Source organism: Phytobacter ursingii, from assembly GCF_001022135.1.
In the GTDB taxonomy this organism is placed as follows: domain Bacteria; phylum Pseudomonadota; class Gammaproteobacteria; order Enterobacterales; family Enterobacteriaceae; genus Phytobacter; species Phytobacter ursingii.
Genome location: NZ_CP011602.1, coordinates 818956 through 844538, shown reverse-complemented (window position 1 = coordinate 844538; position 25583 = coordinate 818956). Strand labels below are relative to the sequence as shown.

The window sequence follows — 25583 nt, the reverse complement described above, 5'->3', positions numbered from 1 at the left end:
TATCCATAACTTTACATGCCGAAGATCGTGATTATGAATAGCCTATCGCTGTATGCTTGAACAAACATGCTATTCGATATATCAATATGATATTTCCTGCTGAAAATATCGTTAATGATGCTTTTAAGTCGTACAGAATGTTGTTAATGAATGAAATGGCAATCGAGCATCCTTGCCAAAGAAAATGGCAATCAATAATGATAAGGAAATTAGGAATATTTATACCTATGTGATTCAAAACAGCCGGAAGTGAGTGTAAACAATAATAAGGGTAGTTTTCTTCTCGCCCAATTAAGTGTATCCACTATCGTCTAATTAGAGGGAGGAGCTGACATTGCTGTTATTTTCTCATTGGTACTGCTAAAGTGATTGAGATATCCCTTAATTTATAATGCTTTTAAAGCTTTCGATAAATTAAATACCTTACCGAGTTAACCTAACTTAAATTTTCATGCAAATTAATAAAGGGTTTGCATTACCAATGAACAAACCCTCAATTATAACTTTGCATGCCATTTATTTTGAATTACCGCAGTTTTTCAAGTCCTATTTGCTTTGACACCTGTCCATAGTTTATACCAGCAATCGAACATATCTGTTGGGCTTCTTTATCTGTGCGTTCAAACATATATAAATAATTAAGGATGATTGCTTTCATTAATCGTTCAGTTAACTGATTGGGTTTCATACTATTGATGAACCGCCTTAGTTGATCTACTGACACTGCATTGCCAAGTTCCAGCATAGTTGCTAACTTAATTAAACTACCAGCGTTCGAGTCCATTTCATCACAAACATCATCTATTACTTGCTGCAAATTAACACTACCAATAGAAGATGATATTTTTGTTATAAAGAAAAAACACAAACTCGTTATCATCTCAAATAAAAATCTTTTAGCTAATTCTCGCATCTGTTTATTTGTACTTTCGTCGGACTTATCCATGAGCTTGTCAAAAATTCTCTTTTCAATCATTTCCAAAGAACTTTCAGCATTATCTGAAATTAAACCAAAAAAATAATCCAGTGAACGTAGCGGGGCTTTTATCGCTTCATCAAGTAATTTTCTTTTCTGAGTAACCTTCAATGACCCATAATAATTCCTTGAAAGTTGACCAAGTATTTCCAAGGATTTAAAGGATAAGTTCATATCTTTCAAATAGTCACTCACATACTCTTCTGAATGAGCTTTTACGATATCCTTCTCATTTTGTTGTTCATCTTCGACTGTATCATCTAATACGATCAAAGATTCATAATCCTGCGTACTTCCCTCTTCAATAGCATCCTTTTTAGATTCCATCGCTCGACGCAATTCAAGCCGGTTCTGACTTTCATAAGTAATTGGATCAAATTGTATTTTATCAACAATATTGTTGACAAAGTCAGTATCTACTTCTAACGCAGTGGGCTTTGAATTACTAAACAACTGCTTGGCTTGAGTTACGACTTTGTCTAAAATTGATTCATCTCGGGAATGATGGGTTAAAAACATGAGGATACTCATACTCCTGCGTCGTCCCAGTGTTGTTACCAACCCATCAATAATTGAAATGGTTGTATCAGTTCTAATTGTATCTGATAGATATTTTGCAATGAAAAAGTAATACACATACGGGTATTTAAATTTGTAGTACTCGCCATCTTTGGCTTCTAAAATCTTAGCTTTAACCAATAGTTTAAATCTATTTTCGAAATCTATTTTAACGCCATACTCTGTACAAAATAACTGATTAAAATCCCAAAGTGCATTTTTTGATTCGTCTTTCAGGTTTTTGCTATAAAAATAGAATGATAATTCCTTAACATAATTAAAAAATTCATCCAATTCTTCTTTTTTAACAGATGCGTTGCCCAAACTTTGTGTTATCAAATATTCATAATAATAACCATATGTATTAGCGCTGACATCTAACGCATTTCCGCTTTCCATGGATTGCAAAAGAGTTAAAAGGAAAAATGGCGTAGATGGAACATAGTTTTTGCCTATAACCTTAGTTATTGTACGAACAGCATGATTATTCTTATATATCAAAGAACCATTTTCGTTTTGGCACTCTTCTTTTAATTGGTTCCATTTATTCACAAGCTCATATCTTAGTCTGTGTCCTAACTTGAGTATTTCATACTTGGCATAATCTATATCAAAATAGCTTTCTCCCAATAACTCGCTACCACCAAAGTCAAACGTGTCGTTTACAGTTATTATTATTTTATCAAATATTTTATATGAGTTATCAAGAAATGCCGATATAGATGTTCTGTCTCCCTTCACAAGATCAAAAGCATCCAAGAGTAGTATTTTTTTGCTTTCCAGGCTGACGTAGCTAATTCCGTCTAAATTATCATATTGCTTTTTAACATGCCTTGAAATTATTTTATCATACTCAAGCTTACTGTTTCGAATAGCCCCACCTTCAATTATCAAGGGGAGCATATTGTTTGAAATTGAGTCAATAAATATCTTTTTAAGCAAAGTTGATTTACCACAATACTCATCACCAATAAGTAATATTTTTTTATGTACACTGTTCATTAAAGAATCTGAGGAAGTTTTTTTCATGTCAAACTTATTATCATCATTCAGAGGCTTTAAATTTGGATAAATAAACACATCATTCAAATCTAAGATATCTTTATCTGGGTGTATATAGTTAACGCCAATATCCAAAAGACTTTTATAGAAATCCATATTGACAGATGCACTATCGTTAGATATTGAGTTATCTTTTAAAACATCAAGTTTTGTGAAATTTCTATGTTCCTGAAAAGATCCATCTTCCCAAATGTAAGATTTAATTAAAACATCGTTAGTTCCGATTTCAAAAGTTATAAATCCATTTTCAACTACGTATCTGTCATCAAAAGGCATTGCCTCAATCATTAAGCATGAATGGGTTTCACCGACCACTTTAAAATGGTCATTTAAATGCTCATGACCGGTCAGTATGACTGAATAATCCTCTCTTATGGTATTTCTAATTATTTTTTGATTATTAGGTTCAAACCATGAGAGTGGATGATGAAAGAAAATAATTCTGATATGGCCCTTATCAACTTTTGGAAGATATTTAACAGGAAATGCAATATCACCGCCACGTTCGTGAATTTGTGAACACCAAGCAGTATTAAGACATGTGATACTTACATTGCAGTCGGATGATGTAACATTAAAGTGTTTTGATAATGGAGTGCTTGATACTGGTCGGAATGTAGTAAATTTTTTCTCAAATTCATAATAATTTCCCATTCCCTTTGTCGCTATGTTTATGGTTTCATCATCCTGCTGTTCAGGTTCAAGTTTTAACATCTGATTTCTTGCAATATTAGATTCATATGCAGTAAAGTTGTGATCGTGGTTACCAGGGCACATTATGAGATCATAAGAAGTCGCTAGCTCCTCGAAATAATTCTCAATTAAATCATATTCTTCTTTTACCCCACTGAAAGCTATATCACCAGAAACGAGTATTATGATTTTATCATATCCCCCAAGTTTCTTTATGCCTCTAACAGTTGCTAAAAATGAATCTAATTTCAGTTTTATATTTTGAAAATTATTGTTTTTTACATGGATGTCACTCAAGTTCACGAAAAGAGTTTTATTCATTATCATCACCTGAAAGAAGATAGTTATGACAGAACGGATGTCTAGGACGTCTTCCTAATTTATACAATATTTGTCAATTAGCAAGTTCTTAATCTATTAATGTGCCTCATTGAATTAACTAACTCCCTGTTAATTAATAGGGACTAATGCTGGCAACGCCCACCTCAAGCACAGACCAAGCTGTAAGGTTACATTTAGCACTGTACCATAGATGCGTAAGGTCAACTCCGGGCAAATACAAATAAAGCCCCGTCGAACTACGAGGCATTATTTTATACATACTCACTGTGTACTGTATCGATCAGTATAATATTTTTTGTTTTAAAACCACAGGGAATACGATATGATAATTAGTTAACCAATAACCATATCCAGTCTGTATCACCAGACGCTCTGAATGCGATTCTCATCGATTTTATTGCGTGGGTTATGCGTATGTATTATCTGTTGAAGAAAATCGCTCTACGGGCTTTCTACGAAGTATTTTGTTACTCAGTTTTGATGTTGAATAGCTCCGTGAACCTTTTCCTGTCTGAAACTTGCTTTTTTCTTTTGCCAGATAGGATAACCAAAATATCGGGCCAGCAAGCGATTCCGGATCATCACGATGAATGACGTAGTGATCAGGATAGTTTTTAGTGGCTTTAGACAAGTTTACCAGTGTCGCTTTTCCACCTGTAAGTTTCATCCAGATTTCAGTAACAACACCAGCGATCCCTCTGTCGGCAGTACCAAACCATTTTACTTGACGATGTGGAAGAGCAATCCAGCAATGGTAATGAGGCTGCAATGCATCTTCCTGTTCACAAACCCAACCATGAGCAAAGTTGATTATTGGATCTGATAAGCCTTGTGGTCTGTTGTATGTTGATTTCAGGCGCAGATGAAGTTGTTTAAAAAACTGGCGTACGTACTTGTTACCAGCTTCCACAGAGGTTAACTTCGGCAGGTGAAGATCAAAACGGGTAAGAAACACTCTACTATAAAGCATCTGCATTGCGTTTAGTTCGTTGACCATAGCCAGAAGAATATCATGCCGAACACCTGATCCGATTCTTGTGTTAATTGGGTATTGGTGACCATCATGAACAAAAAACTTGTCAGCAATGGTTTTGTAACGACCATATTCATGATAGACATTTCTAAAACTATTAGCTTCCAGTAAAACTGTTGATAGCTGAATTTGAGATTGTTGCAATTCTGTTAACATAATACCTTTCTTTACTTACGTATAAAATACACCATACCCTTCCCTAAGTTTAAGTTACTACCTAAAAACCACGGCAAAACACGTGCGTTTGTGATAGCACAAAGCCGCTTCATATTTGATTCTGGGGATGTATTTGGATGGAGGAAAAATTCGGAACAAAGTTTACGAAACTTAAAATGCCCCATTAATATACTATCAAAAAAATCACACTGAGTGCAAGTAGTGATTTATCAGCGTAGGCCTACTAGGTAGCATTGGGGCAGGTTTCATCTTCGAGTTTGATTAAGTAGGTCATCGCATCTGTTCGATTCGTTGAACACATATCCAGAGACGGTTGCAGGCTACTGCAAACTTTAGGACGAAGGTTAGATCCAAAAATGTTACATAAATTATCATTAGATAACTGAACACACCTTACATTCGCTGGTTTCCCTTGTGGCATTCCTGGGATAGGGCTGGATATTGAAGGAGCAATGCAACAGGCCCCACAGTCAATTCGGCATTCCATTAGGACCTCTCAATTTCTTTGTATTCGAATAAAACATTAACACACTGCCACAATCGGGGCGATAGCATGTAACCTGACTTATTCCCCTATAAAATGGTCATCTGCCCTCTTGCATGGGTTAATGCTCCTTTAAAAATATGAAGCATATGCAGTAAAATCGATCAGTTACACCGCCCTAGCTTCTGATGAATTAAGCCCCTCGTTTTACAAGGAGTTACCATGAGCTTTTACATTAAGAAAAGCATTCGAGTCGGACCGATGAGATTTAACCTATCCAAATCAGGAGTCGGTGCATCTATTGGTATAAGAGGATTGAGGTTTGGTACTGGCCCACGAGGAAATTACATCCACATTGGTGCTGGCGGAGTCTATTATCGTGCTTCGCTTTCACCAAGTCTGGTCCCACAGAACAGAAAGAAGTTTCAGCATGTACCAGACGAATCCCCAATAGAACATGACACTACACATGCATCTCTTGAGGAAATCGAGTCATCCCATATCTCGGAAATCGTTGATTCAAGTTCCCGAGAACTGCTTGAAGAGTTGAACAACAAACGTAAGAAGTCGCAAATATGGCCCTTGGTCATGTGCCTTTCGATTGCGCTGTTACTTTACGGTTTTTCACAGGCATGGCCTGAGTGGTGCCTCGCTACAGGATTTATCGTAGGGGTAGCTTTCTCTATTTTTGCTTACATGTACGATCAGCTAAGAAAGACTACTGTTCTTTTTTATGACATTGATGATCAAATGATGGCATGTTACCAGCAACTTCATGATAGTGGAGCCAAGCTCGCAAGCTGCTCAAAAGTATGGCATATAGAAGCTTCTGGAGCCGTTTATGACCCCAAGTATCATGCCGGGGCTGGTAACTTACTACGCAGAAAAGTAACCTCTATCAGCAAATCAAAGCCTCCCTTTGTTAAAACAAATATTGAGACGATTGCCATCAATGTCGGTCGCCAAACATTACATTTTTTTCCAGATAGAGTACTCGTTTATGACCGTGAAGGTGTAGGTGCTGTAGGTTATAACCAGTTATTCGTTAATGTTGGTGATAGTCAATTCATTGAAAGCGAAACTGTTCCTAGGGATGCTTTAATCGTTGGCAGAACCTGGAAGTATGTTAACAAATCTGGTGGACCTGACAGAAGATTTAAAGACAATACAGAACTACCGATATGCCTATATGAAAATCTTTCGTTCACAAGTCATTCTGGGCTAAATGAGTTATTACAGCTGTCTAAAACCGGGCATGGTAAAGATTTTTCACTTGCAATTAAATCACTTAGCAAGAATGTCAAATCTTATTAATTAATTCGTTTTTATACTGCGAATAATTGACTGTCAGGCTTGCCCTGTGGCATACCGGGGATAGGACTTGAAATAGAAGGGGCGATACAACACGCTCCACAATCCGTACGGCATTCCATAATAACAACTCTCTGTTGGGCTGGCCGCCAAACTACCTGTTTTCCCCGTCAAACGCAAAACTCAGCGATTCCACTTGCCTGTAAAGGTCCTCGCGGGTACTTTGTCGCGATATTTTCGTTATTTTTAATTCACAGGATCCCACTGATGCCAAGAGCGAACGAAATCAAGAAAGGTATGGTGCTGAACTACAACGGCAAGCTGCTGATTGTAAAGAACATTGATATTCAGTCACCGAGCGCCCGCGGCGCAGCAACCCTTTACAAAATGCGTTTCTCCGATGTGCGCACCGGCCTGAAAGTCGAAGAGCGTTTCAAAGGCGACGATATCGTCGATACCGTGACCCTGACACGCCGTTTCGTTGACTTCTCCTATGTTGATGGCAACGAATACGTGTTTATGGATAAAGAAGATTACACGCCTTACACCTTCACGAAAGAGCAGATCGAAGAAGAGCTGCTGTTTATCCCGGAAGGCGGTATGCCGGATATGCAGGTGCTGACCTGGGATGGTCAACTGCTGGCGCTTGAGCTGCCGCAGACCGTTGATCTGGAAATTGTTGAAACGGCGCCGGGTATCAAAGGCGCGTCAGCAAGTTCACGCACCAAACCGGCGACCATGAGCACCGGTCTGGTGATTCAGGTTCCGGAATACCTGACCACCGGCGAGAAAATCCGTATTCATATCGAAGAAAGCCGTTATATGGGCCGTGCGGACTAAGTCAGCCCATTAAAGTAAAAAAGGACAGTGAAAACTGTCCTTTTTTTATCTCAGCATGAAGCTAACGGATTATAACAGATCGCGGAACAGGGTTTTCTTAAGTGCCAGTTCCACGCCACGCACTTCTGCCATCCCTTTCAGACGACCAATTGCGGAATAACCCGGATTGGTTTTCTTACGCAGGTCATCAAGCATCTGATGACCGTGATCCGGACGGAACGGAATCGGACGCAGATCGCCCGCCTTCTTACGGCGCTGTTCTTCACTCAGGATCGCCGCCACAACCGATACCATATCTACATCGCCCTGCAGGTGTGCAGCTTCATGGAAGGTTTTCGGGTTATCTTCACGGCAAGTAGAACGCAGGTGCGTGAAGTGAATGCGATCGCCGAAAGTCTCAATCATATTCACCAGGTCGTTATCGGCACGTACGCCATAGGAGCCAGTGCACATGGTGAAACCATTATTGATGCTATCAACCGCGTTTTTCAGCCAGTGCATATCCTCAATGGTAGAGACAATACGCGGCAGGCCGAGGATTGGACGCGGCGGATCGTCCGGGTGTACCGCCAGACGCACGCCAACTTCTTCTGCCACAGCGACAATCGCGCGCAGGAAGTAAGCCATATTTTCGCGCAACTGATCTTTGCTAATGCCATCGTACTCCGCCAGACGGGCACGGAACTGATCCAGCGTATACCCCTCTTCCGCGCCTGGCAGGCCAGCAATAATATTGCGGGTCAGTTTTTCAATTTCAGCGGTACTCATGGCTTCAAAATAGGCCCGCGCCTGCTGCTGTTCTTCTTCGGTATAATCAGCCTGCGCGCCATCTCGCTTGAGGATGTGAAGTTCAAATGCGGCAAAAGCAATCTGATCGAAACGCAGCGCTTTTGAACCGTCCGGCAGTTCATATTCCAGATCGGTACGCGTCCAGTCGAGGATCGGCATAAAGTTGTAGCACACGGTATCGATGCCACAGGCTGCCAGGTTACGAATGCTTTGCTGATAGTTGGCAATCCAGGTGTCATACTGTCCCGTGTGCGTTTTGATATCTTCATGCACAGGAATACTTTCGACCACCGACCAGGTCAGCCCTTTTTCAGCCAGCAAGGCCTGACGCTGCTTAATTTCTTCTACCGGCCAGACCTGGCCGTTTGGAATATGGTGCAGTGCCGTCACGACACCCGTTGCGCCAGCCTGACGCACATCATCTAATGAAACCGGATCGTTCGGTCCGTACCAACGCCAGGTTTGTTCCATCGCCTTTCCCCTTAAAGTTGTTATACCAATACAGCAAAGATTATGACGACTACCATACATGTTTAACGAAGAGGGTCAAACGCCGCCATAACAATGATTGATCCAGCTCACATTACCCGGATATTTCAGGCACACCAATTCAATTTGCTGTCATATAACTTTACACTGCACTTTGTTAATTAATGGTTAAACAGGTGTATTCAATGCAAACAATTGCCTCCGTAACGCTGCCTGAAACGGTGCAGTTACCTCAGTATGATCGCCGTTCATTACGTTCGCGCATTGTTCATTTCGGTTTTGGCGCCTTTCACCGCGCGCATCAGGCGTTGTTGACTGACCGTGTGTTGAATGCGCAGGGGGGTGACTGGGGAATATGTGAGATTAGCCTGTTCAGCGGCGACCAGCTTATGGCGCAATTGCGCGCACAGGATCATCTCTACACTGTGCTGGAAAAAGGGGCAGAAGGTAATAAAGCCTACGTCGTTGGCGCGGTTAACGAATGTCTGAATGCCAGACTGGACTCGCTGTCAGCCATTATTGAAAAGTTTTGCGAACCGCAGGTGGCCATTGTTTCGCTGACCATTACTGAGAAAGGCTACTGCATCGACCCCGCAACCGGCAAACTGGACCTTACTCAGCCGCGTATTGCCCATGATTTGCAGGAGCCTTGCGAACCGCACTCCGCACCGGGCATTCTGGTTGAAGCGCTCTCGCGTCGACGTGAACGCGGCCTGCCCGCCTTTACCGTCTTGTCTTGCGACAATATTCCGGATAACGGTCATATCGTGAAAAACGCGGTGCTGGGTATGGCGCAGACCCGTTCCACTGAGCTGGCGCAGTGGATTGACACGCATGTCAGTTTTCCGTCAACCATGGTTGACCGTATCGTACCTGCCGCGACCGACGAATCACTGGCGGAAATCGCCGCTGAATTGGGTGTTGCCGATCCCTGCGCCATCAGCTGCGAGCCCTATATTCAGTGGGTCATTGAAGACAACTTTGTTGCCGGTCGCCCGCAATGGGAAGTGGCAGGCGTACAACTGGTACAAGACGTTCGCCCGTGGGAACAGATGAAACTGCGTATGCTGAACGGTAGCCATTCGTTCCTGGCGTATCTGGGATATCTGGCCGGCTTTGCCCATATTAGCGACTGTATGCAGGATGAGGTATTTCGCCGTGCCGCACGCCAGTTGATGCTTGGCGAACAGGCCCCGACGCTTAAGATTACCGGCGTGGATCTCAACGCCTACGCGGATAACCTGATTGCCCGCTTTTCCAACCCGGCGCTCAAACACCGTACCTGGCAGATAGCGATGGACGGGAGTCAGAAACTGCCGCAGCGTATGCTCGATAGCGTACGCGTACATTTGCAGCGCGAAAGCCGCTGGCCGTTGCTGGCGCTCGGCATCGCAGGCTGGATGCGCTATGTCAGCGGAACGGACGATGCAGGCGTAGCCATTGATGTGCGTGATCCTCTGGCCGACAAGATACGTGCTATCGTCGAGACCAGCAGTGAAAAAGAACGCGTGGGCGCATTGCTGGCGCTGAGTGAAATCTTTGGTACTGATTTACCTGCCGATCCGCGCTTCGTGGATGCGATCGAAAGCGCGTGGCAACAGTTGTGCTCGCAAGGGGCGCATAACGCGGTGCGTAGCGCCCTGCAGATTTAACATTTTCTGCCATTAAAAGGGGCGGAAAGTGCTTTATCCGCTCCTGCCCTTCTCTTTTTAGTCAATTTTCGTCAGGATTATTGCACTTATTATTGTGCGTAATTCTGGAGTGAACGTGACGAAAACGAATCTGATTACTGGCTTTCTTGGCAGCGGGAAGACCACGTCCATTCTCCATATGCTGGCAAATAAAGAGCCCAACGAGAAATGGGCCGTCCTGGTCAATGAATTTGGCGAAGTAGGTATCGACGGCGCATTACTGGCAGACAGTGGTGCCTTGTTAAAAGAGATCCCCGGCGGATGCATGTGCTGCGTAAACGGTCTGCCAATGCAAGTTGGCCTCAATACGCTACTGCGCCAGGGAAAACCCGATCGTTTATTGATTGAACCCACTGGCCTCGGGCATCCAAAACAGATTCTCGATATGCTCACCGCCCCCGTCTATGAGCCGTGGATCGATCTGCGCGCTACCCTGTGTCTCATCGACCCACGCCAGTTGCTGGATGAAAAAGTGACGGGCAATGAAAACTTTCGCGATCAGCTGGCGGCGGCTGACATTATTGTCGCGAATAAACAAGACCGCGCCAGCGCCGGGAGCCAGCAAGCGCTGGAAGCATGGTGGCAGCAACATGGCGGCGACCGTCTACGTATCAACGCCACACAGGGCAACATTCCCGTGTCGCTGCTGGATAACCCACGCCGCAATCTGCGCACACTTCCAGCCAGTGCCGAACATCACCACCACACCGGCGAAAGAAAAGGCCTGGCAGCGTTAAGTTTGCCGGAGCATCAGCGCTGGCGACGCAGCCTCAACAGTGGTCAGGGCCACCATGCGTGCGGCTGGATCTTTGACGCGGATACGCAGTTTGACACCATTGGTTTGCTTGAGTGGGCACGCCTTGCGCCCGTGGAACGCGTCAAGGGTGTAATGCGCATTCCCGAGGGGCTGGTGCGCATTAATCGCCAGGGGCTGGATCTGCATATTGAGACGCAAAACGTCGCGCCGCCCGACAGCCGAATTGAACTCATCACCGCTTCCGAAGCGGACTGGAATGCCTTGCAGGCCAGTTTGTTGAAGCTTCGTTTAGGTTAAGGACACTACTGTTTTGCCCGTGTTGTTTAAAAATGGTTAAAGATGAAGACTCGTTTACCTCTTATTTTTTTGCTTAATCTCGCTGGATTTGCGCTGTTCCTGTCATGGTATCTGCCAGTCAATCATGGATTCTGGTTTCCGCTGGATGCGGCAATTTTCCACTTCTTTAATAACGGCCTCGTTGAGAGTCGTGCTTTCCTGTGGCTGGTCGCGCTGACCAACAACCGCGCTTTTGACGCCTGCTCGCTTATTGCGATGGGCTGCCTGATGCTGTCGTTCTGGTTGCGTGAAGACCGCGTAGGACGTCGTCGTATTCTCATCATTGGCCTGACGATGTTGCTTTTCGCGGTGGTTATTAATCAGCTTGCGCAATTACTTATTCCCGTTAAACGCGAAAGCCCAACACTATTTTTTAACGGTATTCATCGGGTCAGTGAATTACTGAATTTCCCGACCAAAGACGCCTCCAAAGACAGTTTCCCGGGCGATCATGGTATGATGTTGCTTATTTTTTCTGCGATCATGTTGCGGTATTTCGGTAAAAAAGCGTTCGGCATTGCCCTGATTATAGTTGTGGTTTTCGCCTTCCCACGCGTGATGATTGGCGCTCACTGGTTTACCGATATTGCCGTTGGCTCTCTTTCTGTGGCGTTGATTGGTCTGCCCTGGTGCCTTATGACATCACTTAGCGACAAAATAATTAGCCTGTTTGATCGTTACCTACCGGGCAATTAAACAACTTTTATACACTTTAATAACACGATTGAACGCTAATCATCAGGGATCGTTTTCGATCCCTGACGCAAATTTGCCGAAATTTCGTGTTTTCTGTCATCACGCTGTAATAACAATCACTATTTAAATGAGTGAGTTGCATGATTTTTAACCCAAATTGCCGTTTTTTTAGCCATTCCTGATAATTAACCTTCTGTATCATAATTTCTTATAAAAAATCACAGAAAAGCGCTCGCAATGCCGGAGGTGATAGGGTAATCTCGGGTCTGCTTTGAGCAAATGAGCGATTATTTTCATAAAGAATAAATTTGTGCGTTCACCCACAGATTTGACCACTGGTAATTGTCTCATTGCATACAGGTAATTACTCTCGCTGCGTTGGCATTTTTTATAACGATATTTATCGTTAAGGACTTCAAGGGAAAATAATTAACATGGTCAAATCTCAGCCGATTTTGAGATATATCTTGCGGGCGATTCCCGCGGTAGCAGTGGCGGTTCTGTTATCAGCTTGTTCAACAAATACCGCGAAGAACATGCATTCTGAGACGCATGCTGTGGGCGAAGATATCTCTTCACTGCAAGCCTCTCAGGATGAATTTGAAAATATGGTGCGTAATCTGGATGTGAAAAATCGCATCCTCGATCAATATGCTGACTGGAAGGGTGTGCGTTACCGCTTAGGCGGCGACACTAAGAAAGGTATTGATTGTTCCGGCTTCGTCCAGCGCACTTTCCGTGAGCAGTTTGGTTTAGAATTACCGCGTTCAACCTACGAACAGCAGGAAATGGGTAAATCGGTATCACGCACCAGTTTGCGTACCGGTGACCTGGTGTTGTTCAGGGCAGGGTCGACGGGTCGCCATGTAGGTATCTACATTGGCAATAACCAGTTTGTCCATGCTTCGACCAGTAGCGGTGTGGTAATTTCCAGCATGGATGAACCGTACTGGAAGAAACGCTACAACGAAGCGCGCCGTATACTGTCCCGCAGCTAACGCATGTTTTCGCCGGTTATCCCTTGGCTGGCGCGAAACGATAAAAGAACACTGCTTCGGCGGTGTTTTTTTATGCTCATTTTTCTTGCATGTTTATATGTCTCATTCAGTCTTTCCAGGCTATATTCCTGGAATATCAGACAGATCAAACGCCTGGCTTTTTCCGCTCAAATTCGCCAGATATGGATATAAGTGATGTTGACCCGCAACTTTTCCGCCAGCCGGAAAATTCTTCTGTTTAGCCTTCTGGTCGGTCTCTTCGCGGCTATTGCCGTTAGCGGTATTCAGTTTTTAGTCGTTCAAAAAAGACATGAACAAAAGATGAATGCCGTACTCGCGGGCATGCAGCACTGGCTCACAGACTATTTTAGAGATATCAAAACCACCGCGGAGTCGCTCCAGCCGCTAACGCTCAATGAATGCGCAGATGTCGCCAGCGAGCTGACCTCGCGTGCCGCTTTTAGCATGAATGTCCGCGCATTTTTATTAGTTAAAAACGATAAGGCATTTTGTTCTTCCGCGACGGGCGAGATGCATGTTCCAATGAAAGATCTCTTACCGGAAATTGATCTGAATAAAAACTTTGATATGGTCATCTTATCCGGTACACCAATGATGCCGGATAAACCTGCGATTGCGATGTGGTTCCGCAGCACATTGCTTGATGACCGCGGCGTTTTTGTCTCACTCAATGTTAACCTTACCCCTTTCCTGCTTTATACCTCACAGCAACAAGAGCTGAGCGGTATTGCCCTCGGTATCGGCAACAACGCGATCTCCACCTTCTCGACAGGTCTTGTCGATCTGCGGGCCGTGAAAACCACGCCGTTTCGCACGGCTCATCTTGCTGGCTTTCCGCTGACCATTCATCTTTATACCGAGAACTGGAAGCCCGAAGACATACAATTTGCCCTGCTGTTTGGCGGCATGATGGGTACACTGGTGGGTTTGCTGACCGCCTGGTATCTGTATATCCGAATGCGTCCTGGCAAAGAGATCCTTACCGCAATTAAACAAAATCAGTTTTATGTGGTGTATCAACCCGTTGTTGATTCCACCGAACTGCGTGTGCGCGGTGTCGAAGTGCTGATGCGCTGGAAACACCCCACCGCCGGCGAAATTCCGCCAGATGCGTTTATCCAGTACGCCGAGGCGCAACAGCTGATTGTGCCGCTGACGCTGCATCTGTTTAAGCTTATTGCCCACGATGCGCCGGTCTTACAAACGCTGCTGCCCCAGGGGGCCAAACTGGGTATCAATATCTCGCCCGGCCATTTGCATGTCGAAAGCTTTGCTGAGGATATTCGCCAGCTTACTCATTCCCTTCCGGACGACTATTTCCGTCTGGTGCTGGAAATCACTGAGCGGGATATGTTGCGCCAGAGTGAGGCGGTGAAATTATTCCAGTGGCTGCATGATGAGGGGTATGAAATTGCGATTGATGATTTCGGCACCGGTCACAGCGCACTGATCTACCTTGAACGCTTCACCGTAGATTATCTCAAAATCGATCGCGGCTTTGTGAATGCTATCGGCACGGAAACCATCACCTCACCGGTGCTTGATGCCGTGCTGACGCTGGCGAAACGGCTGAACATGGCCACCGTAGCAGAAGGTGTCGAAACGCCGGAACAGGCCCGCTGGTTACGGGAAAATGGCGTTAATTTCATGCAGGGTTACTATTTCAGCCGCCCGATGACACTCGAACAGTTCACGATGTGGCATCCCCCGCAGTTTTCATCACGACTTTAAGCCGTTAATTATTTCACAACGGGCGCCCCCTCCCTTATTATTCAATGAGAAAACGTTGGCGCGCCCGACGCGCCACAGGTAAAGGATCCCGCCCGATGAAGTTTGTGCGCCTGTTTATATTAAGTTTGCTGCTGGTAGGCACAGTAACCTATGCGCAAACCATTAAAGAGAATTATGCGTTTGCCGTTATCGGCGAGCCTAAATACGCCATCAATTTCTCCCATTTTGACTATGTGAATCCGGCTGCGCCTAAAGGCGGAAATATTACGCTTTCGTATCTCGGTACCTTCGATAGCTTCAACCGTTTTGCACTGCGCGGTAATGCCGCCGTGCGCACCGAGTCGCTCTATGACAGCTTATTTACCACCTCCGACGATGAGCCAGGCAGCTACTATCCGCTGATTGCAGAGGTAGCCCGCTACGCCGATGATTATTCATGGGTCGAGGTCTCGATTAATCCGCGCGCGACCTTCCACGACGGCTCGCCGATTCGCGCCAGTGATGTGGCATTCACCTTCAATAAATTTATGACCGAAGGGGTACCGCAATTCCGTCTGATCTATAAGGGAACCACGGCGAAAGCCATTTCGCCGTTGACGGTGCGTTTTGAACTGGGTGAGCCAGGCAAGGAGAACATGCTTAGCCTTTTCTCCCTGCCAGTGATGCCTGAGAAATTCTGGAAAGATCATAAACTCAGCGACCCGCTCTCGTCCCCTCCCCTCGGTAGCGGCCCTTATCGCATCACCAGTTGGCGAATGGGGCAGTACGTGACTTACTCGCGCGTGAAGGACTACTGGGGGGCGACGCTGCCAGTCAATCGTGGGCGCTGGAATTTCGACAGCATCCGTTATGACTATTACCTTGATGACAATGTGGCCTTCGAAGCCTTTAAAGCCGGCGCGTTCGATATGCGCACCGAAGGCAGCGCAAAAAACTGGGCGACGCGCTATATCGGCAGCAATTTCGACCGTGGCTATATCATTAAAGATGAGCAGCCCAACACCTCCGCGCAGGATACCCGCTGGCTGGCATTTAATATCCAGCGGCCCGTGTTTAACGATCGTCGGGTACGTGAAGCTGTCTCGCTGGCCTTTGATTTTGAGTGGATGAACAAGGCGCTGTTTTATAACGCCTACAGCCGCACCAACAGCTATTTCCAGAACACTGAATATGCCGCGCGTAATTATCCGGATGCCGCAGAGCTGATGCTGCTGGCGCCGATGAAAGCCGACCTGCCGCCTGAGGTTTTCACTTCTATTTATACCCCGACAGTATCCAAAGGCGATGGCTATGACCGGGAGAATCTGCTGAAAGCCAGCGAGCTACTTAAGCAGGCGGGTTGGGAGATGAAAGACCAGAAGCTGATAAACACCCGGACCGGTAAACCTTTCGTTTTCGAGATGCTGCTGCCTTCTGGCGGCAACAATCAGTGGGTGCTGCCGTTTCAGCACAACCTGGCGCGGCTGGGTATTACGATGGACGTCCGCCAGGTCGATAACTCGCAGATAACCAATCGCCTGCGCACCCGCGATTACGACATGATGCCCCGCGTCTGGCGGGCGATGCCATGGCCCAGTTCCGATCTGCAAATCTCCTGGAGCTCGCAATACATTGATTCAACCTATAACTCTCCAGGCGTCAAAAGCCCGGTGCTGGATGAACTGATCGCGCAAATTATCCAGGCGCAGGGAGACAAGCAAAAGCTGCTACCGCTGGGGCGGGCACTCGACCGGGTGCTGACCTGGAATTATTACATGTTGCCCATGTGGTACATGGCAGCCGATCAGGTGGCCTACTGGGACAAGTTCTCCATGCCAGGCATTCGCCCCGTCTATTCTCTGGGTTTTGATACCTGGTGGTATGACGTGAACAAAGCGGCAAAACTGCCCGCAGACAGACGTTAAGGAGACGGAATGGGCGCCTATTTTATTCGACGCTTATTGCTGATCATTCCCACCTTGTGGGCGATTATCACCATTAACTTTTTTATCGTGCAGATTGCCCCCGGCGGGCCGGTCGATCAGGCCATTGCGGCGATTGAATTCGGTAACCAGAGTGGTCTGCCGGGCAGTACGGCTGAAGGCGGCGGCGCCACGCATGCCCGTACCGGCGTGGGCAGCGCCACCAGCAACGACAGCCGCTATCGCGGCGGGCGTGGATTGGACCCCGAAGTTATTGCTGAAATCACCAAGCGCTACGGTTTCGACAAACCGATTCATGAGCGTTATTTCAGGATGCTCTGGGATTACGTCCGTTTCGATTTCGGCAATAGCCTGTTCCGCAGCGCCTCCGTGCTACAGCTAATCAAAGAGAGCCTGCCGGTTTCCGTCACGCTTGGGCTATGGGGAACGCTGATCATCTACCTTGTGTCAATTCCCCTTGGGATCCGCAAAGCGGTTTACAACGGTAGTCGGTTCGACGTCTGGAGCAGCGCGTTTATCATCATCGGCTATGCCATACCCGCATTCCTGTTTGCTATTTTGCTGATTGTCTTTTTTGCGGGGGGCAGCTATTACGATATCTTCCCGCTACGCGGGCTGGTTTCGTCAAACTTCGATACCCTGCCCTGGTACGGTAAGATTACCGACTACCTGTGGCATATCACCCTGCCTGTGCTGGCCACCGTCATCGGCGGGTTTGCGGCCTTGACCATGCTGACCAAAAACTCTTTTATGGATGAAATCCGCAAGCAGTATGTGGTCACCGCGCGCGCAAAAGGCGTCAGCGAAGGCGGCATCATGCGCAAACATGTGTTTCGTAATGCGATGTTGTTAGTGATTGCAGGCTTTCCGGCCACCTTTATCAGTATGTTTTTTACCGGTTCGCTGCTCATTGAAGTCATCTTCTCGCTTAATGGCCTGGGGCTTTTGGGCTACGAGGCCACCGTTTCGCGCGACTATCCGGTCATGTTCGGCACGCTTTATATTTTCACGCTTATCGGCCTGTTGCTGAATATTCTCAGCGACATTAGCTATACGCTGGTCGACCCGCGCATCGATTTCGAGGGACGCTGATGTTTCAATTAAGCTACGTCAATCAGACTCGCTGGGCGCGTTTTCGCCATAATCGCCGCGGCTTTTGGTCACTGTGGATTTTTCTGCTGATCTTTATATTCAGCCTGTTTGCCGAACTGATCGCCAATGATAAGCCGCTACTGGTGCGTTACCAGGGAAGCTGGTATGCGCCGGTCATTTTTGACTATAGCGAGAGCGAATTCGGCGGTCCGTTTGCTACGTCTGCGGATTATCAGGATCCCTGGCTGCAGCAACAAATCGCTCAACATGGCTGGATGCTTCAGGCCCCCATTCGTTTTGGCGCGCGCAGCATCAACTACGCCACCACTCAGCCTTTCCCCTCGCCGCCCTCGAAACAGAACTGGCTGGGTACCGATGCCAACGGCGGTGATGTGCTGGCGCGTATCCTTTACGGAACGCGTATTTCATTACTGTTTGGCTTAATGTTAACGCTCTGCTCCTGCATTATCGGCGTCCTTGCAGGTGCGCTACAGGGCTATTACGGCGGGAAAATCGATCTGTGGGGCCAGCGCTTTATTGAGGTCTGGTCAGGCATGCCAACGCTGTTCCTGATTATTCTCCTCTCCAGCGTCGTACAGCCTGGTTTCTGGTGGTTGCTGGCCATTACGGTGCTATTCGGCTGGATGAGTCTGGTCGGCGTCGTGCGCGCTGAGTTTCTGCGCACGCGAAATTTCGACTATATCCGTGCGGCGCAGGCGCTGGGGGTGAACGATCGCAGTATTATGCTGCGCCACATGCTGCCCAATGCAATGGTTGCCACGCTGACCTTCCTGCCGTTTATTTTATGCAGTTCGATTTCCACCCTTACCTCGCTGGATTTCCTTGGCTTCGGTTTACCGCTGGGTTCGCCGTCGCTCGGCGAATTATTGCTGCAGGGGAAGAACAACCTGCAGGCACCCTGGCTGGGTATCGCAGCGTTTTTGTCCGTGGCGGTACTCCTGTCGCTGTTAATTTTTATTGGTGAAGCAGTGCGCGACGCCTTCGACCCTAACAAGGCGGTGTAAGATGACCCCTCCCCTGTTACGCATTGATTCCCTGTCTATCGCTTTTCGTCAGCAGGAGACGCAACGCACGGTGGTGGATTCGCTTTCGCTGCAAATTGAGGCGGGTGAAACACTGGCGCTGGTTGGCGAATCCGGCTCGGGCAAAAGCGTGAGCGCATTGTCGATTCTGCGTCTGCTGCCCACTCCACCGGCAGTCTATCCGCAGGGCGATATCCTCTTTCATGGCGAAAGCCTGCTGCATGCCAGCGAGAAAACCTTACGCCAGGTGCGCGGCAATAAAATCGCGATGATTTTTCAGGAACCGATGGTGTCGCTAAACCCACTGCATAGCGTGGAAAAGCAGCTCTATGAGGTCTTATCGCTACACCGGGGGATGCGCCGTGAGGCCGCCCGGGCCGAGATCCTGACCTGCCTGGACCGGGTGGGTATCCGCAATGCCCGTCAGCGCCTGGGGGATTTCCCCCACCAGCTCTCCGGTGGCGAACGCCAGCGCGTGATGATTGCCATGGCGCTGCTCACCCGTCCCGAGCTATTGATTGCCGATGAACCCACGACCGCACTGGATGTGACGGTGCAGGCACAAATCCTGACGCTACTGCGCGAACTGCGTCAGGAGCTGAACATGGGGCTTCTGTTTATCACCCACAACCTGAGCATCGTGCGCAAACTGGCAGACAACGTCGCCGTGATGCAAAACGGTCTCTGCGTCGAGCAGAACAGCGCCAGCGCACTGTTTGCCGCGCCGTCCCATCCCTATACCCGGCGCCTGTTGAACAGCGAGCCCGCAGGCGACCCGGTTCCTCTTGACCCGGACACACCTGCGCTACTGCGCGTCGACAATCTCGGCGTCAGTTTTCCCATCCGCAAAGGTATCTTTAAACGTGTGGTGGGCGAAAATCGGGTGGTCAATAATATCAGCTTCACCCTGCGTGCAGGCGAAACGCTGGGCCTGGTCGGGGAGTCGGGCTCCGGGAAGAGCACCACCGGGCTTGCTCTGTTGCGCCTGATTGCCTCGCAGGGTGCCATCAACTTTGGTGATAGCCCTCTGCACACGTGGAACCGCAAGCAAATGTTACCGGTGCGCCACCGCATTCAGGTCGTGTTTCAGGATCCGAACTCTTCGCTCAATCCACGGCTGAACGTTCAGCAGATTATCGAAGAGGGATTACTGGTGCACCAGCCGACATTAACGCGCGAAGCACGGGAGGCCGAGGTCATCAGAGTGATGAACGAGGTTGGTCTGGATCCGGAAACCCGCCGCCGTTTCCCCGCTGAGTTTTCAGGCGGTCAGCGCCAGCGTATTGCCATAGCCCGGGCATTAATACTGAAACCAGAGCTGATCATTCTGGATGAACCCACCTCCTCTCTTGATCGAACGGTGCAGGCGCAGATCCTCGCCTTACTGAAATCGCTCCAGCAGACGCACCATCTGGCCTATATTTTTATCAGTCACGATTTGCAGGTCGTGCGCGCGTTATGCCATCAGGTGATTGTGCTGAAACAGGGAGAGGTGGTTGAACAGGGAGAGTGCCGCCGCGTGTTTAGCGCGCCGCAGCAGGACTATACGCGCCAGCTTTTAGCACTAAGCTGACGCTCAGAAGGGATTCTGACTGGTGAAAGGTTCGGCGATCGCGACGCCAAAGTTTTTCAGGCGACAGGTCGCTGCAAACTCATCCTGGCAGCTCACAAACAGACAGGGTTCACCTTCGCATTCTACAACGGAGCAAGCCACTTCGATGTCACTCAGTGCCTGACTCAGCTTGTGCATCACTGGCCAGGCGCTATCGCCATCAGGACTCAATAGTTTGAGCGCCACAAGGCTTCCTTCCGCGTCATCGACATTTTGCGGAATCGGTTCAACCCTTGCGCCTGCAAAACCATCGAGCCAGCGGTAGCACTGGGGTAAACGGTGGATGATCGAGAGTTGTAATGTATTCACTTTCTGTCCCCGGAAGTACCAATAACTTCACAAATATTTCACATTTATATTAACACATTATTGACAAATCGTCTCGTCAGCGGCACATAAAACACGTAACGTCATGCTGCATGCGGGTTAGCGGTTCATTTATCAGGTTTTTATCGATGAACCCCGGCCCTTTTTTCGGCTATATGTACCCGTTTCTGAGATCTAACTCAACCTATTTTACTACAATGATGTGACTTTTTACATAAACGGATTTTACATAAAATAAACAAACATGTCCGAATGTATCTCTGATTTGGTTGATATGCATCAAAAAAGGGAACGTTTCCGCCCCCCTTTGTTGAAAGGTTACGGCTGTTTTTTGCCGCGGCTGGCGTAGAGGTAGAAGAGAACGGAGCTGGTTGCGCAGAAGGTGATGGACCAAATCATTGGCCATGCTGAGTTGAACGTCGACATAGAAAGCAGCGCGCCGACAATGGCGCCAATACCAAAACGAAACGTACCGGCCAGTGACGAAGCAGTACCTGCCATATGGGGAAATTCATCAAGAATGACCGCCATCGCGTTCGACGAGACCAGTGAAACACAGCCGACGAAAGCAGCCACGCCCACCACCAGCGACCAGAAACCCACGCCGAGCAGTGCCGTGATAACCATCCACAACGCCATAACAAACTGCACCCAAAGCCCGCTACGGAACATTTTGAGCGCACCAATGCGACGGACAAAGCGCCCGTTAATGATGGTCATCAGGAATAAGAACACAATGTTCAGCGCGAAATAGTAGCCAAAGTCCTGTGGCGAAACATGGTTGATTTCGATATAGACGAACGGTCCGGCGCTCAGGAAAGAGAACATCCCGGCAAAGCTAAAGCCGCTTGCCAGCATATAACTCAGCACGCGTTTATGACGAAACAGAGAGGCAAAATTGCCCACCGTCGTGCGCAAATGGAACGGCTGACGGCGCTCAGGCGGCAGGGTTTCACGAATAAACACGGCAATCATTGCCGAGACCAGCAAGCCCGCCACCGCCAGGATCCAGAAGATCATATGCCAGCTAAACCAAACCAGCACCGCGCCGCCGATCATCGGGGCAAGCAAAGGCGCTATGGTGGTTACCAGCATGACAAACGACATCATCCGCGAAAACTCTTCGCGCGGATACATATCGCGCATCAGCGCATTAATCACCACGCTGGCTGCAGCTGCCGCGAGACCATGAAAGAAGCGCATAGTAATCAATTGATCGATACTTTGCGCCAGCGCGCAGGCCACGGCCGCTGCGGCGAAAATCAACGTACCGCCGAGGATCACCGGCTTACGCCCGATGCTGTCCGCCATCGGGCCATACAGTAATTGCCCCAACGCAAAGCCCAGAATGTAGGTACTCAGCGTCATTTGGGCACTGCCAGCCGGTACGCCAAACTGCCCGGCAATCACCGGGAGCGCGGGCAGATACATATCAATCGATAACGGCATCAACATGGCCAGCAGGCCAAGAATAATAACAATGCTCAGTGATGAGTGTGGCCTGTTGGTCACATGGAGCTCCTGTAAGTTAACGCGCAGGCAAACCGACGCTGGCAATCTCTTCTTCTGTCAGTGCGCGGTACTCTCCCGGCGCCAGATCGTCGTCGAGGGTAATCGCGCCGATACGTTCACGATGCAGCCCGACAACGTGGTTGCCCACCGCGGCAAACATACGTTTTACCTGGTGATAGCGCCCTTCGCTGATGGTTAAACGTACCTGCGTCGGGGCGATCACTTCAAGCTGCGCCGGTTGGGTCAGATCTTTTTCGTTATGTAACTGGACACCTTTAGCAAAGCGTTCCGCTGTATCTTCCGCCACTGGCGACTCCAGCTCGACCAGATAGGTTTTCTCGCAGTGATGACGCGGAGAGGTGATACGGTGCGACCACTGACCGTCGTCGGTCATCAGCACCAGCCCCGTGGTATCGATATCCAGGCGCCCCGCCGCATGCAGTTTATGCGCTACCGGCTCATCGAGAAAATAAAGTACCGTCGGGTGATCGGGATCGTCCGTTGAGCAAACATAGCCCTGCGGTTTGTTGAGCATGAAATAACGGGGGCCGGTCTGTTGAGCCAGTGCGTTACCCTCATACTCCACCTCGTATTCCGGGAGTAATTTGAACGCGGCATCTCTGACGATTTCGCCGTCTACGGTAATGTGGCTGGCGCGGATTTGACGTCCGGCAATAGCACGGCTTACGCCGAGTTGCTGAGCGATAAACTTATCAAGTCGCATGAAGTTGTTTTGCCTGTATGGTGCTGGGAGCAGGACTTTCGTCCTTAAGAAGACTCAGGTGATTTACGCCTGTCAGTATAGCGGTCATTCTACGCCGCTCAAGGGAAAGATTCGTGGCATACTTGTGACATGATGTTGTCACACCATGAAGAGCATGACTTTTACCTTACGCCCTTATCAACGTGAAGCGGTAGACGCTACCCTCGCCCACTTTCGCCACCACGACGAACCCGCGGTGATTGTCCTGCCCACCGGCGCGGGCAAAAGCCTTGTTATTGCTGAACTGGCAAGGGTGGCGCGCGGGCGCGTGCTGGTGCTCGCACACGTTAAAGAACTGGTCGCGCAAAACCACACAAAATATCTCGCTCTGGGCCTGGAGGCGGATATTTACGCTGCGGGCCTTAAGAGTAAACAGAGTGAGGGCAAAGTGGTGTTCGGTAGCGTACAGTCCGTTGCCCGCAACCTTGACCATTTTCAAGGGGAGTTTTCACTGCTGATTGTCGATGAGTGCCACCGCATCAGCGATGATGATGAAAGCCAGTATCAGCAAATTTTACAACACCTGCGCAAAGTGAATCCCCGCGTACGACTGCTTGGCCTCACCGCGACCCCTTTTCGTCTGGGGAAAGGCTGGATTTACCGTTTTCATTATCACGGCATGGTTCGGGGCGATGAAAAAGCGCTTTTCCGCGACTGCATTTATGAGCTTCCGCTGCGCTATATGATCAAGCATGGCTATCTGACGCCGCCAGAACGCCTCGATATGCCCGTGGTGCAGTACGATTTTAGCCGTCTGCAGGCGCAGAGTAACGGCCTGTTCAGCGAAGCGGATCTGAACCGTGAACTGAAAAAACAAAAGCGCGTCACGCCGCATATCATCAGCCAGATTGTTGAGTTCGCAGAAAACCGCAAAGGGGTGATGATCTTTGCCGCGACCGTAGAACATGCCCGTGAAATCACCGGGCTGTTGCCGGCAGACGAAGCGGCGCTGATTACAGGGGAAACGCCAGGCCCGCAGCGTGATGCGCTGATTGAGGCGTTTAAGGCGCAACGCTTTCGCTATCTGGTGAACGTGTCAGTACTCACTACCGGCTTCGACGCGCCCCATGTCGATTTGATTGCCATCCTGCGTCCGACAGAATCCGTCAGCCTGTATCAGCAAATCGTTGGCCGTGGCCTGCGGCTGTTTCCCGGTAAGACCGATTGCCTGATCCTCGACTACGCCGGGAATCCGCACGATCTCTACGCGCCGGAAGTGGGTGCGCCGAAAGGAAAAAGCGATAACGTACCCGTGCAGGTGTTTTGCCCGGCCTGTGGCTTTGCCAATACCTTTTGGGGGAAAACCACGGCGGATGGCACGTTAATCGAACATTTTGGCCGCCGCTGCCAGGGCTGGTTTGAGGACGACGACGGCCAACGGGAACAGTGCGACTACCGTTTCCGTTTTAAAAATTGCCCCCAGTGTAATGCGGAAAACGACATTGCCGCCCGCCGTTGCCGGACCTGCGACACCATCCTGGTCGATCCGGACGATATGCTCAAAGCGGCGCTGAAACTCAAAGACGCGCTGGTCCTGCGCTGTAGCGGGATGGACCTGCAGCACGGCGCGGATGACAAAGGCGAATGGCTGAAAATTACCTACTACGATGAAGACGGGGCGGATGTCAGCGAACGCTACCGCCTGCAAACACCTGCCCAGCGAACCGCCTTTGAGCAACTCTTTATCCGCCCGCACACCCGGACACCCGGCGTGCCGTTACGCTGGATCGTTGCCGCCGATATCCTCGCCCAGCAGGCGCTGCTACGCCACCCGGACTTTGTCGTGGCGCGTAAAAAAGGCCAGTACTGGCAGGTACGAGAGAAAGTATTCGATTATGAAGGACGCTTTCGCCGCGCCAATGAGTTACGCGGCTAAGTTCATCTCAGTGCGGCTTGTAACAGCGGGGGGATACGGGTATAATCCCGCCCGCTTTTGCATCCGCAAAGCAGATCACTTGCCTGTTGCTGGGTCGCCTGTAGCAGGAACTATTGAAGAGAGTTTTAAATGTTTACTATCAACGCAGAAGTACGTAAAGAGCAGGGTAAGGGTGCGAGCCGCCGCCTGCGCGCAGCTAACAAATTCCCGGCTATCGTTTACGGTGGGAATGAAGCTCCGGTTGCTATCGAACTGGACCACGACCAGCTGTGGAACATCCAGTCTAAAGCTGAATTCTACGATGAAGTTCAGACTCTGGTTATCGAAGGCAAAGAAGTAAAAGTGAAAGTTCAGGCTGTACAGCGTCACGCTTACAAACCGAAACTGTCTCACATCGACTTCGTTCGCGCGTAATCGCTGACAAGTTGAGAAAAACCCCGCTATGCGGGGTT

20 protein-coding genes and 1 pseudogene are annotated in these 25583 nt (G+C 48.6%); 13 read left to right on the top strand and 8 right to left on the bottom strand.

From position 1 onward, the window contains the following. Nucleotides 1-526: 526 nt before the first annotated feature. The 3 genes from AB182_RS07315 to AB182_RS30335 form a co-directional block, all read right to left on the bottom strand. A complete protein-coding gene (locus AB182_RS07315; protein WP_047369513.1) occupies nt 527-3610 on the bottom strand; it encodes an STAND family AAA ATPase in 3084 nt (1027 codons plus the stop codon). Nucleotides 3611-4037: 427 nt separating this feature from the next. Beyond that, nucleotides 4038-4820, bottom strand: a complete 783-nt coding sequence (locus AB182_RS07310) for a YagK/YfjJ domain-containing protein (protein WP_047369512.1) — start codon at nt 4818-4820, stop codon at nt 4038-4040. Between the two features lie 244 nt (nt 4821-5064). Next, on the bottom strand, nt 5065-5328 hold the full coding sequence (locus tag AB182_RS30335; protein ID WP_071845851.1) for a YkgJ family cysteine cluster protein: 264 nt from the start codon (nt 5326-5328) through the stop codon (nt 5065-5067). A 219-nt stretch (nt 5329-5547) separates the two neighbouring features. On the opposite strand from AB182_RS30335, the gene AB182_RS07305 reads away from it, so the two are divergent. Then, a complete protein-coding gene (locus tag AB182_RS07305) occupies nt 5548-6639 on the top strand; it encodes a DUF4236 domain-containing protein (RefSeq protein WP_047369511.1) in 1092 nt (363 codons plus the stop codon). Between the two features lie 35 nt (nt 6640-6674). On the opposite strand, the pseudogene AB182_RS31825 reads toward AB182_RS07305, so the two are convergent. After that, nucleotides 6675-6758: pseudogene (locus AB182_RS31825) on the bottom strand (YkgJ family cysteine cluster protein); the annotation flags it as partial. Nucleotides 6759-6903: 145 nt separating this feature from the next. On the opposite strand from AB182_RS31825, the gene yeiP reads away from it, so the two are divergent. Then, on the top strand, nt 6904-7476 hold the full coding sequence (gene yeiP / locus AB182_RS07300; RefSeq protein ID WP_039079953.1) for an elongation factor P-like protein YeiP: 573 nt from the start codon (nt 6904-6906) through the stop codon (nt 7474-7476). Nucleotides 7477-7545: 69 nt separating this feature from the next. On the opposite strand, the gene uxuA is transcribed toward yeiP, so the two are convergent. Then, complete coding sequence (gene uxuA / locus AB182_RS07295) at nt 7546-8736, bottom strand: mannonate dehydratase (RefSeq protein WP_047369510.1); 1191 nt, start codon at nt 8734-8736, stop codon at nt 7546-7548. 203 nt (nt 8737-8939) lie between these two features. Here uxuA and AB182_RS07290 point away from each other — a divergent pair, with 203 nt between their 5' ends. From AB182_RS07290 to yejF, 9 genes are all read left to right on the top strand, one after another. Beyond that, a complete protein-coding gene (locus AB182_RS07290; protein ID WP_047369509.1) occupies nt 8940-10406 on the top strand; it encodes a mannitol dehydrogenase family protein in 1467 nt (488 codons plus the stop codon). A gap of 115 nt (nt 10407-10521) precedes the next feature. Then, nucleotides 10522-11499, top strand: coding sequence for a CobW family GTP-binding protein (locus AB182_RS07285; RefSeq protein ID WP_047369508.1), 978 nt, complete (start codon nt 10522-10524; stop codon nt 11497-11499). 42 nt (nt 11500-11541) lie between these two features. Next, nucleotides 11542-12234 carry a phosphatase PAP2 family protein gene (locus AB182_RS07280; protein ID WP_047369507.1) on the top strand — a complete coding sequence of 231 codons (693 nt, stop codon included), beginning with the start codon at nt 11542-11544 and terminating at the stop codon, nt 12232-12234. A gap of 434 nt (nt 12235-12668) precedes the next feature. Next, on the top strand, nt 12669-13232 hold the full coding sequence (gene mepS, locus AB182_RS07275; protein ID WP_039079949.1) for a bifunctional murein DD-endopeptidase/murein LD-carboxypeptidase: 564 nt from the start codon (nt 12669-12671) through the stop codon (nt 13230-13232). 195 nt (nt 13233-13427) lie between these two features. Then, nucleotides 13428-14984: a cyclic di-GMP phosphodiesterase gene (locus AB182_RS07270; protein WP_047369506.1), complete on the top strand. Its 1557-nt coding sequence runs from the start codon at nt 13428-13430 to the stop codon at nt 14982-14984. A 95-nt stretch (nt 14985-15079) separates the two neighbouring features. Beyond that, a complete protein-coding gene (locus AB182_RS07265) occupies nt 15080-16888 on the top strand; it encodes an extracellular solute-binding protein (RefSeq protein WP_047369505.1) in 1809 nt (602 codons plus the stop codon). Nucleotides 16889-16897: 9 nt separating this feature from the next. Next, nucleotides 16898-17998 (top strand): microcin C ABC transporter permease YejB, encoded by a 1101-nt coding sequence (locus AB182_RS07260; RefSeq protein WP_047369504.1) that lies wholly within the window; start codon nt 16898-16900, stop codon nt 17996-17998. Further along, entirely contained in the window at nt 17998-19023 is a 1026-nt protein-coding gene (locus AB182_RS07255) for a microcin C ABC transporter permease (RefSeq protein ID WP_047369503.1), read from the top strand. Before AB182_RS07260 ends, AB182_RS07255 begins: the two co-directional genes overlap by 1 nt. 1 nt (nt 19024) lies before the next feature. Next, nucleotides 19025-20614 (top strand): microcin C ABC transporter ATP-binding protein YejF, encoded by a 1590-nt coding sequence (gene yejF / locus AB182_RS07250; RefSeq protein ID WP_047369502.1) that lies wholly within the window; start codon nt 19025-19027, stop codon nt 20612-20614. A gap of 3 nt (nt 20615-20617) precedes the next feature. On the opposite strand, the gene AB182_RS07245 is transcribed toward yejF, so the two are convergent. From AB182_RS07245 to rsuA, 3 genes are all read right to left on the bottom strand, one after another. Continuing rightward, the gene (locus AB182_RS07245) at nt 20618-20962 is read right to left on the bottom strand and encodes a YejG family protein (RefSeq protein WP_047369501.1); all 345 of its coding nucleotides are present in this window, start codon (nt 20960-20962) and stop codon (nt 20618-20620) included. A 336-nt stretch (nt 20963-21298) separates the two neighbouring features. After that, the gene (locus AB182_RS07240; protein WP_047369500.1) at nt 21299-22492 is read right to left on the bottom strand and encodes a Bcr/CflA family multidrug efflux MFS transporter; all 1194 of its coding nucleotides are present in this window, start codon (nt 22490-22492) and stop codon (nt 21299-21301) included. Nucleotides 22493-22508: 16 nt separating this feature from the next. Beyond that, on the bottom strand, nt 22509-23216 hold the full coding sequence (rsuA, locus tag AB182_RS07235; protein WP_047369499.1) for a 16S rRNA pseudouridine(516) synthase RsuA: 708 nt from the start codon (nt 23214-23216) through the stop codon (nt 22509-22511). 154 nt (nt 23217-23370) lie between these two features. On the opposite strand from rsuA, the gene AB182_RS07230 reads away from it, so the two are divergent. Continuing rightward, nucleotides 23371-25131 carry a DEAD/DEAH box helicase gene (locus tag AB182_RS07230; protein WP_047369498.1) on the top strand — a complete coding sequence of 587 codons (1761 nt, stop codon included), beginning with the start codon at nt 23371-23373 and terminating at the stop codon, nt 25129-25131. Between the two features lie 129 nt (nt 25132-25260). Next, nucleotides 25261-25545 (top strand): 50S ribosomal protein L25, encoded by a 285-nt coding sequence (gene rplY / locus AB182_RS07225; RefSeq protein ID WP_047369497.1) that lies wholly within the window; start codon nt 25261-25263, stop codon nt 25543-25545. The last annotated feature ends 38 nt before the right edge of the window (nt 25546-25583 follow it).

Coding starts and splice junctions, on each gene's coding strand:
- AB182_RS07315 (WP_047369513.1), bottom strand. CDS start 3,610: ATGAATAAAACTCTTTTCGTGAACTTGAGTGACATCCATGTAAAAAAC.
- AB182_RS07310 (WP_047369512.1), bottom strand. CDS start 4,820: ATGTTAACAGAATTGCAACAATCTCAAATTCAGCTATCAACAGTTTTA.
- AB182_RS30335 (WP_071845851.1), bottom strand. CDS start 5,328: ATGGAATGCCGAATTGACTGTGGGGCCTGTTGCATTGCTCCTTCAATA.
- AB182_RS07305 (WP_047369511.1), top strand. CDS start 5,548: ATGAGCTTTTACATTAAGAAAAGCATTCGAGTCGGACCGATGAGATTT.
- yeiP (WP_039079953.1), top strand. CDS start 6,904: ATGCCAAGAGCGAACGAAATCAAGAAAGGTATGGTGCTGAACTACAAC.
- uxuA (WP_047369510.1), bottom strand. CDS start 8,736: ATGGAACAAACCTGGCGTTGGTACGGACCGAACGATCCGGTTTCATTA.
- AB182_RS07290 (WP_047369509.1), top strand. CDS start 8,940: ATGCAAACAATTGCCTCCGTAACGCTGCCTGAAACGGTGCAGTTACCT.
- AB182_RS07280 (WP_047369507.1), top strand. CDS start 11,542: ATGAAGACTCGTTTACCTCTTATTTTTTTGCTTAATCTCGCTGGATTT.
- mepS (WP_039079949.1), top strand. CDS start 12,669: ATGGTCAAATCTCAGCCGATTTTGAGATATATCTTGCGGGCGATTCCC.
- AB182_RS07270 (WP_047369506.1), top strand. CDS start 13,428: ATGTTGACCCGCAACTTTTCCGCCAGCCGGAAAATTCTTCTGTTTAGC.
- AB182_RS07265 (WP_047369505.1), top strand. CDS start 15,080: ATGAAGTTTGTGCGCCTGTTTATATTAAGTTTGCTGCTGGTAGGCACA.
- AB182_RS07260 (WP_047369504.1), top strand. CDS start 16,898: ATGGGCGCCTATTTTATTCGACGCTTATTGCTGATCATTCCCACCTTG.
- AB182_RS07255 (WP_047369503.1), top strand. CDS start 17,998: ATGTTTCAATTAAGCTACGTCAATCAGACTCGCTGGGCGCGTTTTCGC.
- yejF (WP_047369502.1), top strand. CDS start 19,025: ATGACCCCTCCCCTGTTACGCATTGATTCCCTGTCTATCGCTTTTCGT.
- rsuA (WP_047369499.1), bottom strand. CDS start 23,216: ATGCGACTTGATAAGTTTATCGCTCAGCAACTCGGCGTAAGCCGTGCT.
- AB182_RS07230 (WP_047369498.1), top strand. CDS start 23,371: ATGACTTTTACCTTACGCCCTTATCAACGTGAAGCGGTAGACGCTACC.
- rplY (WP_047369497.1), top strand. CDS start 25,261: ATGTTTACTATCAACGCAGAAGTACGTAAAGAGCAGGGTAAGGGTGCG.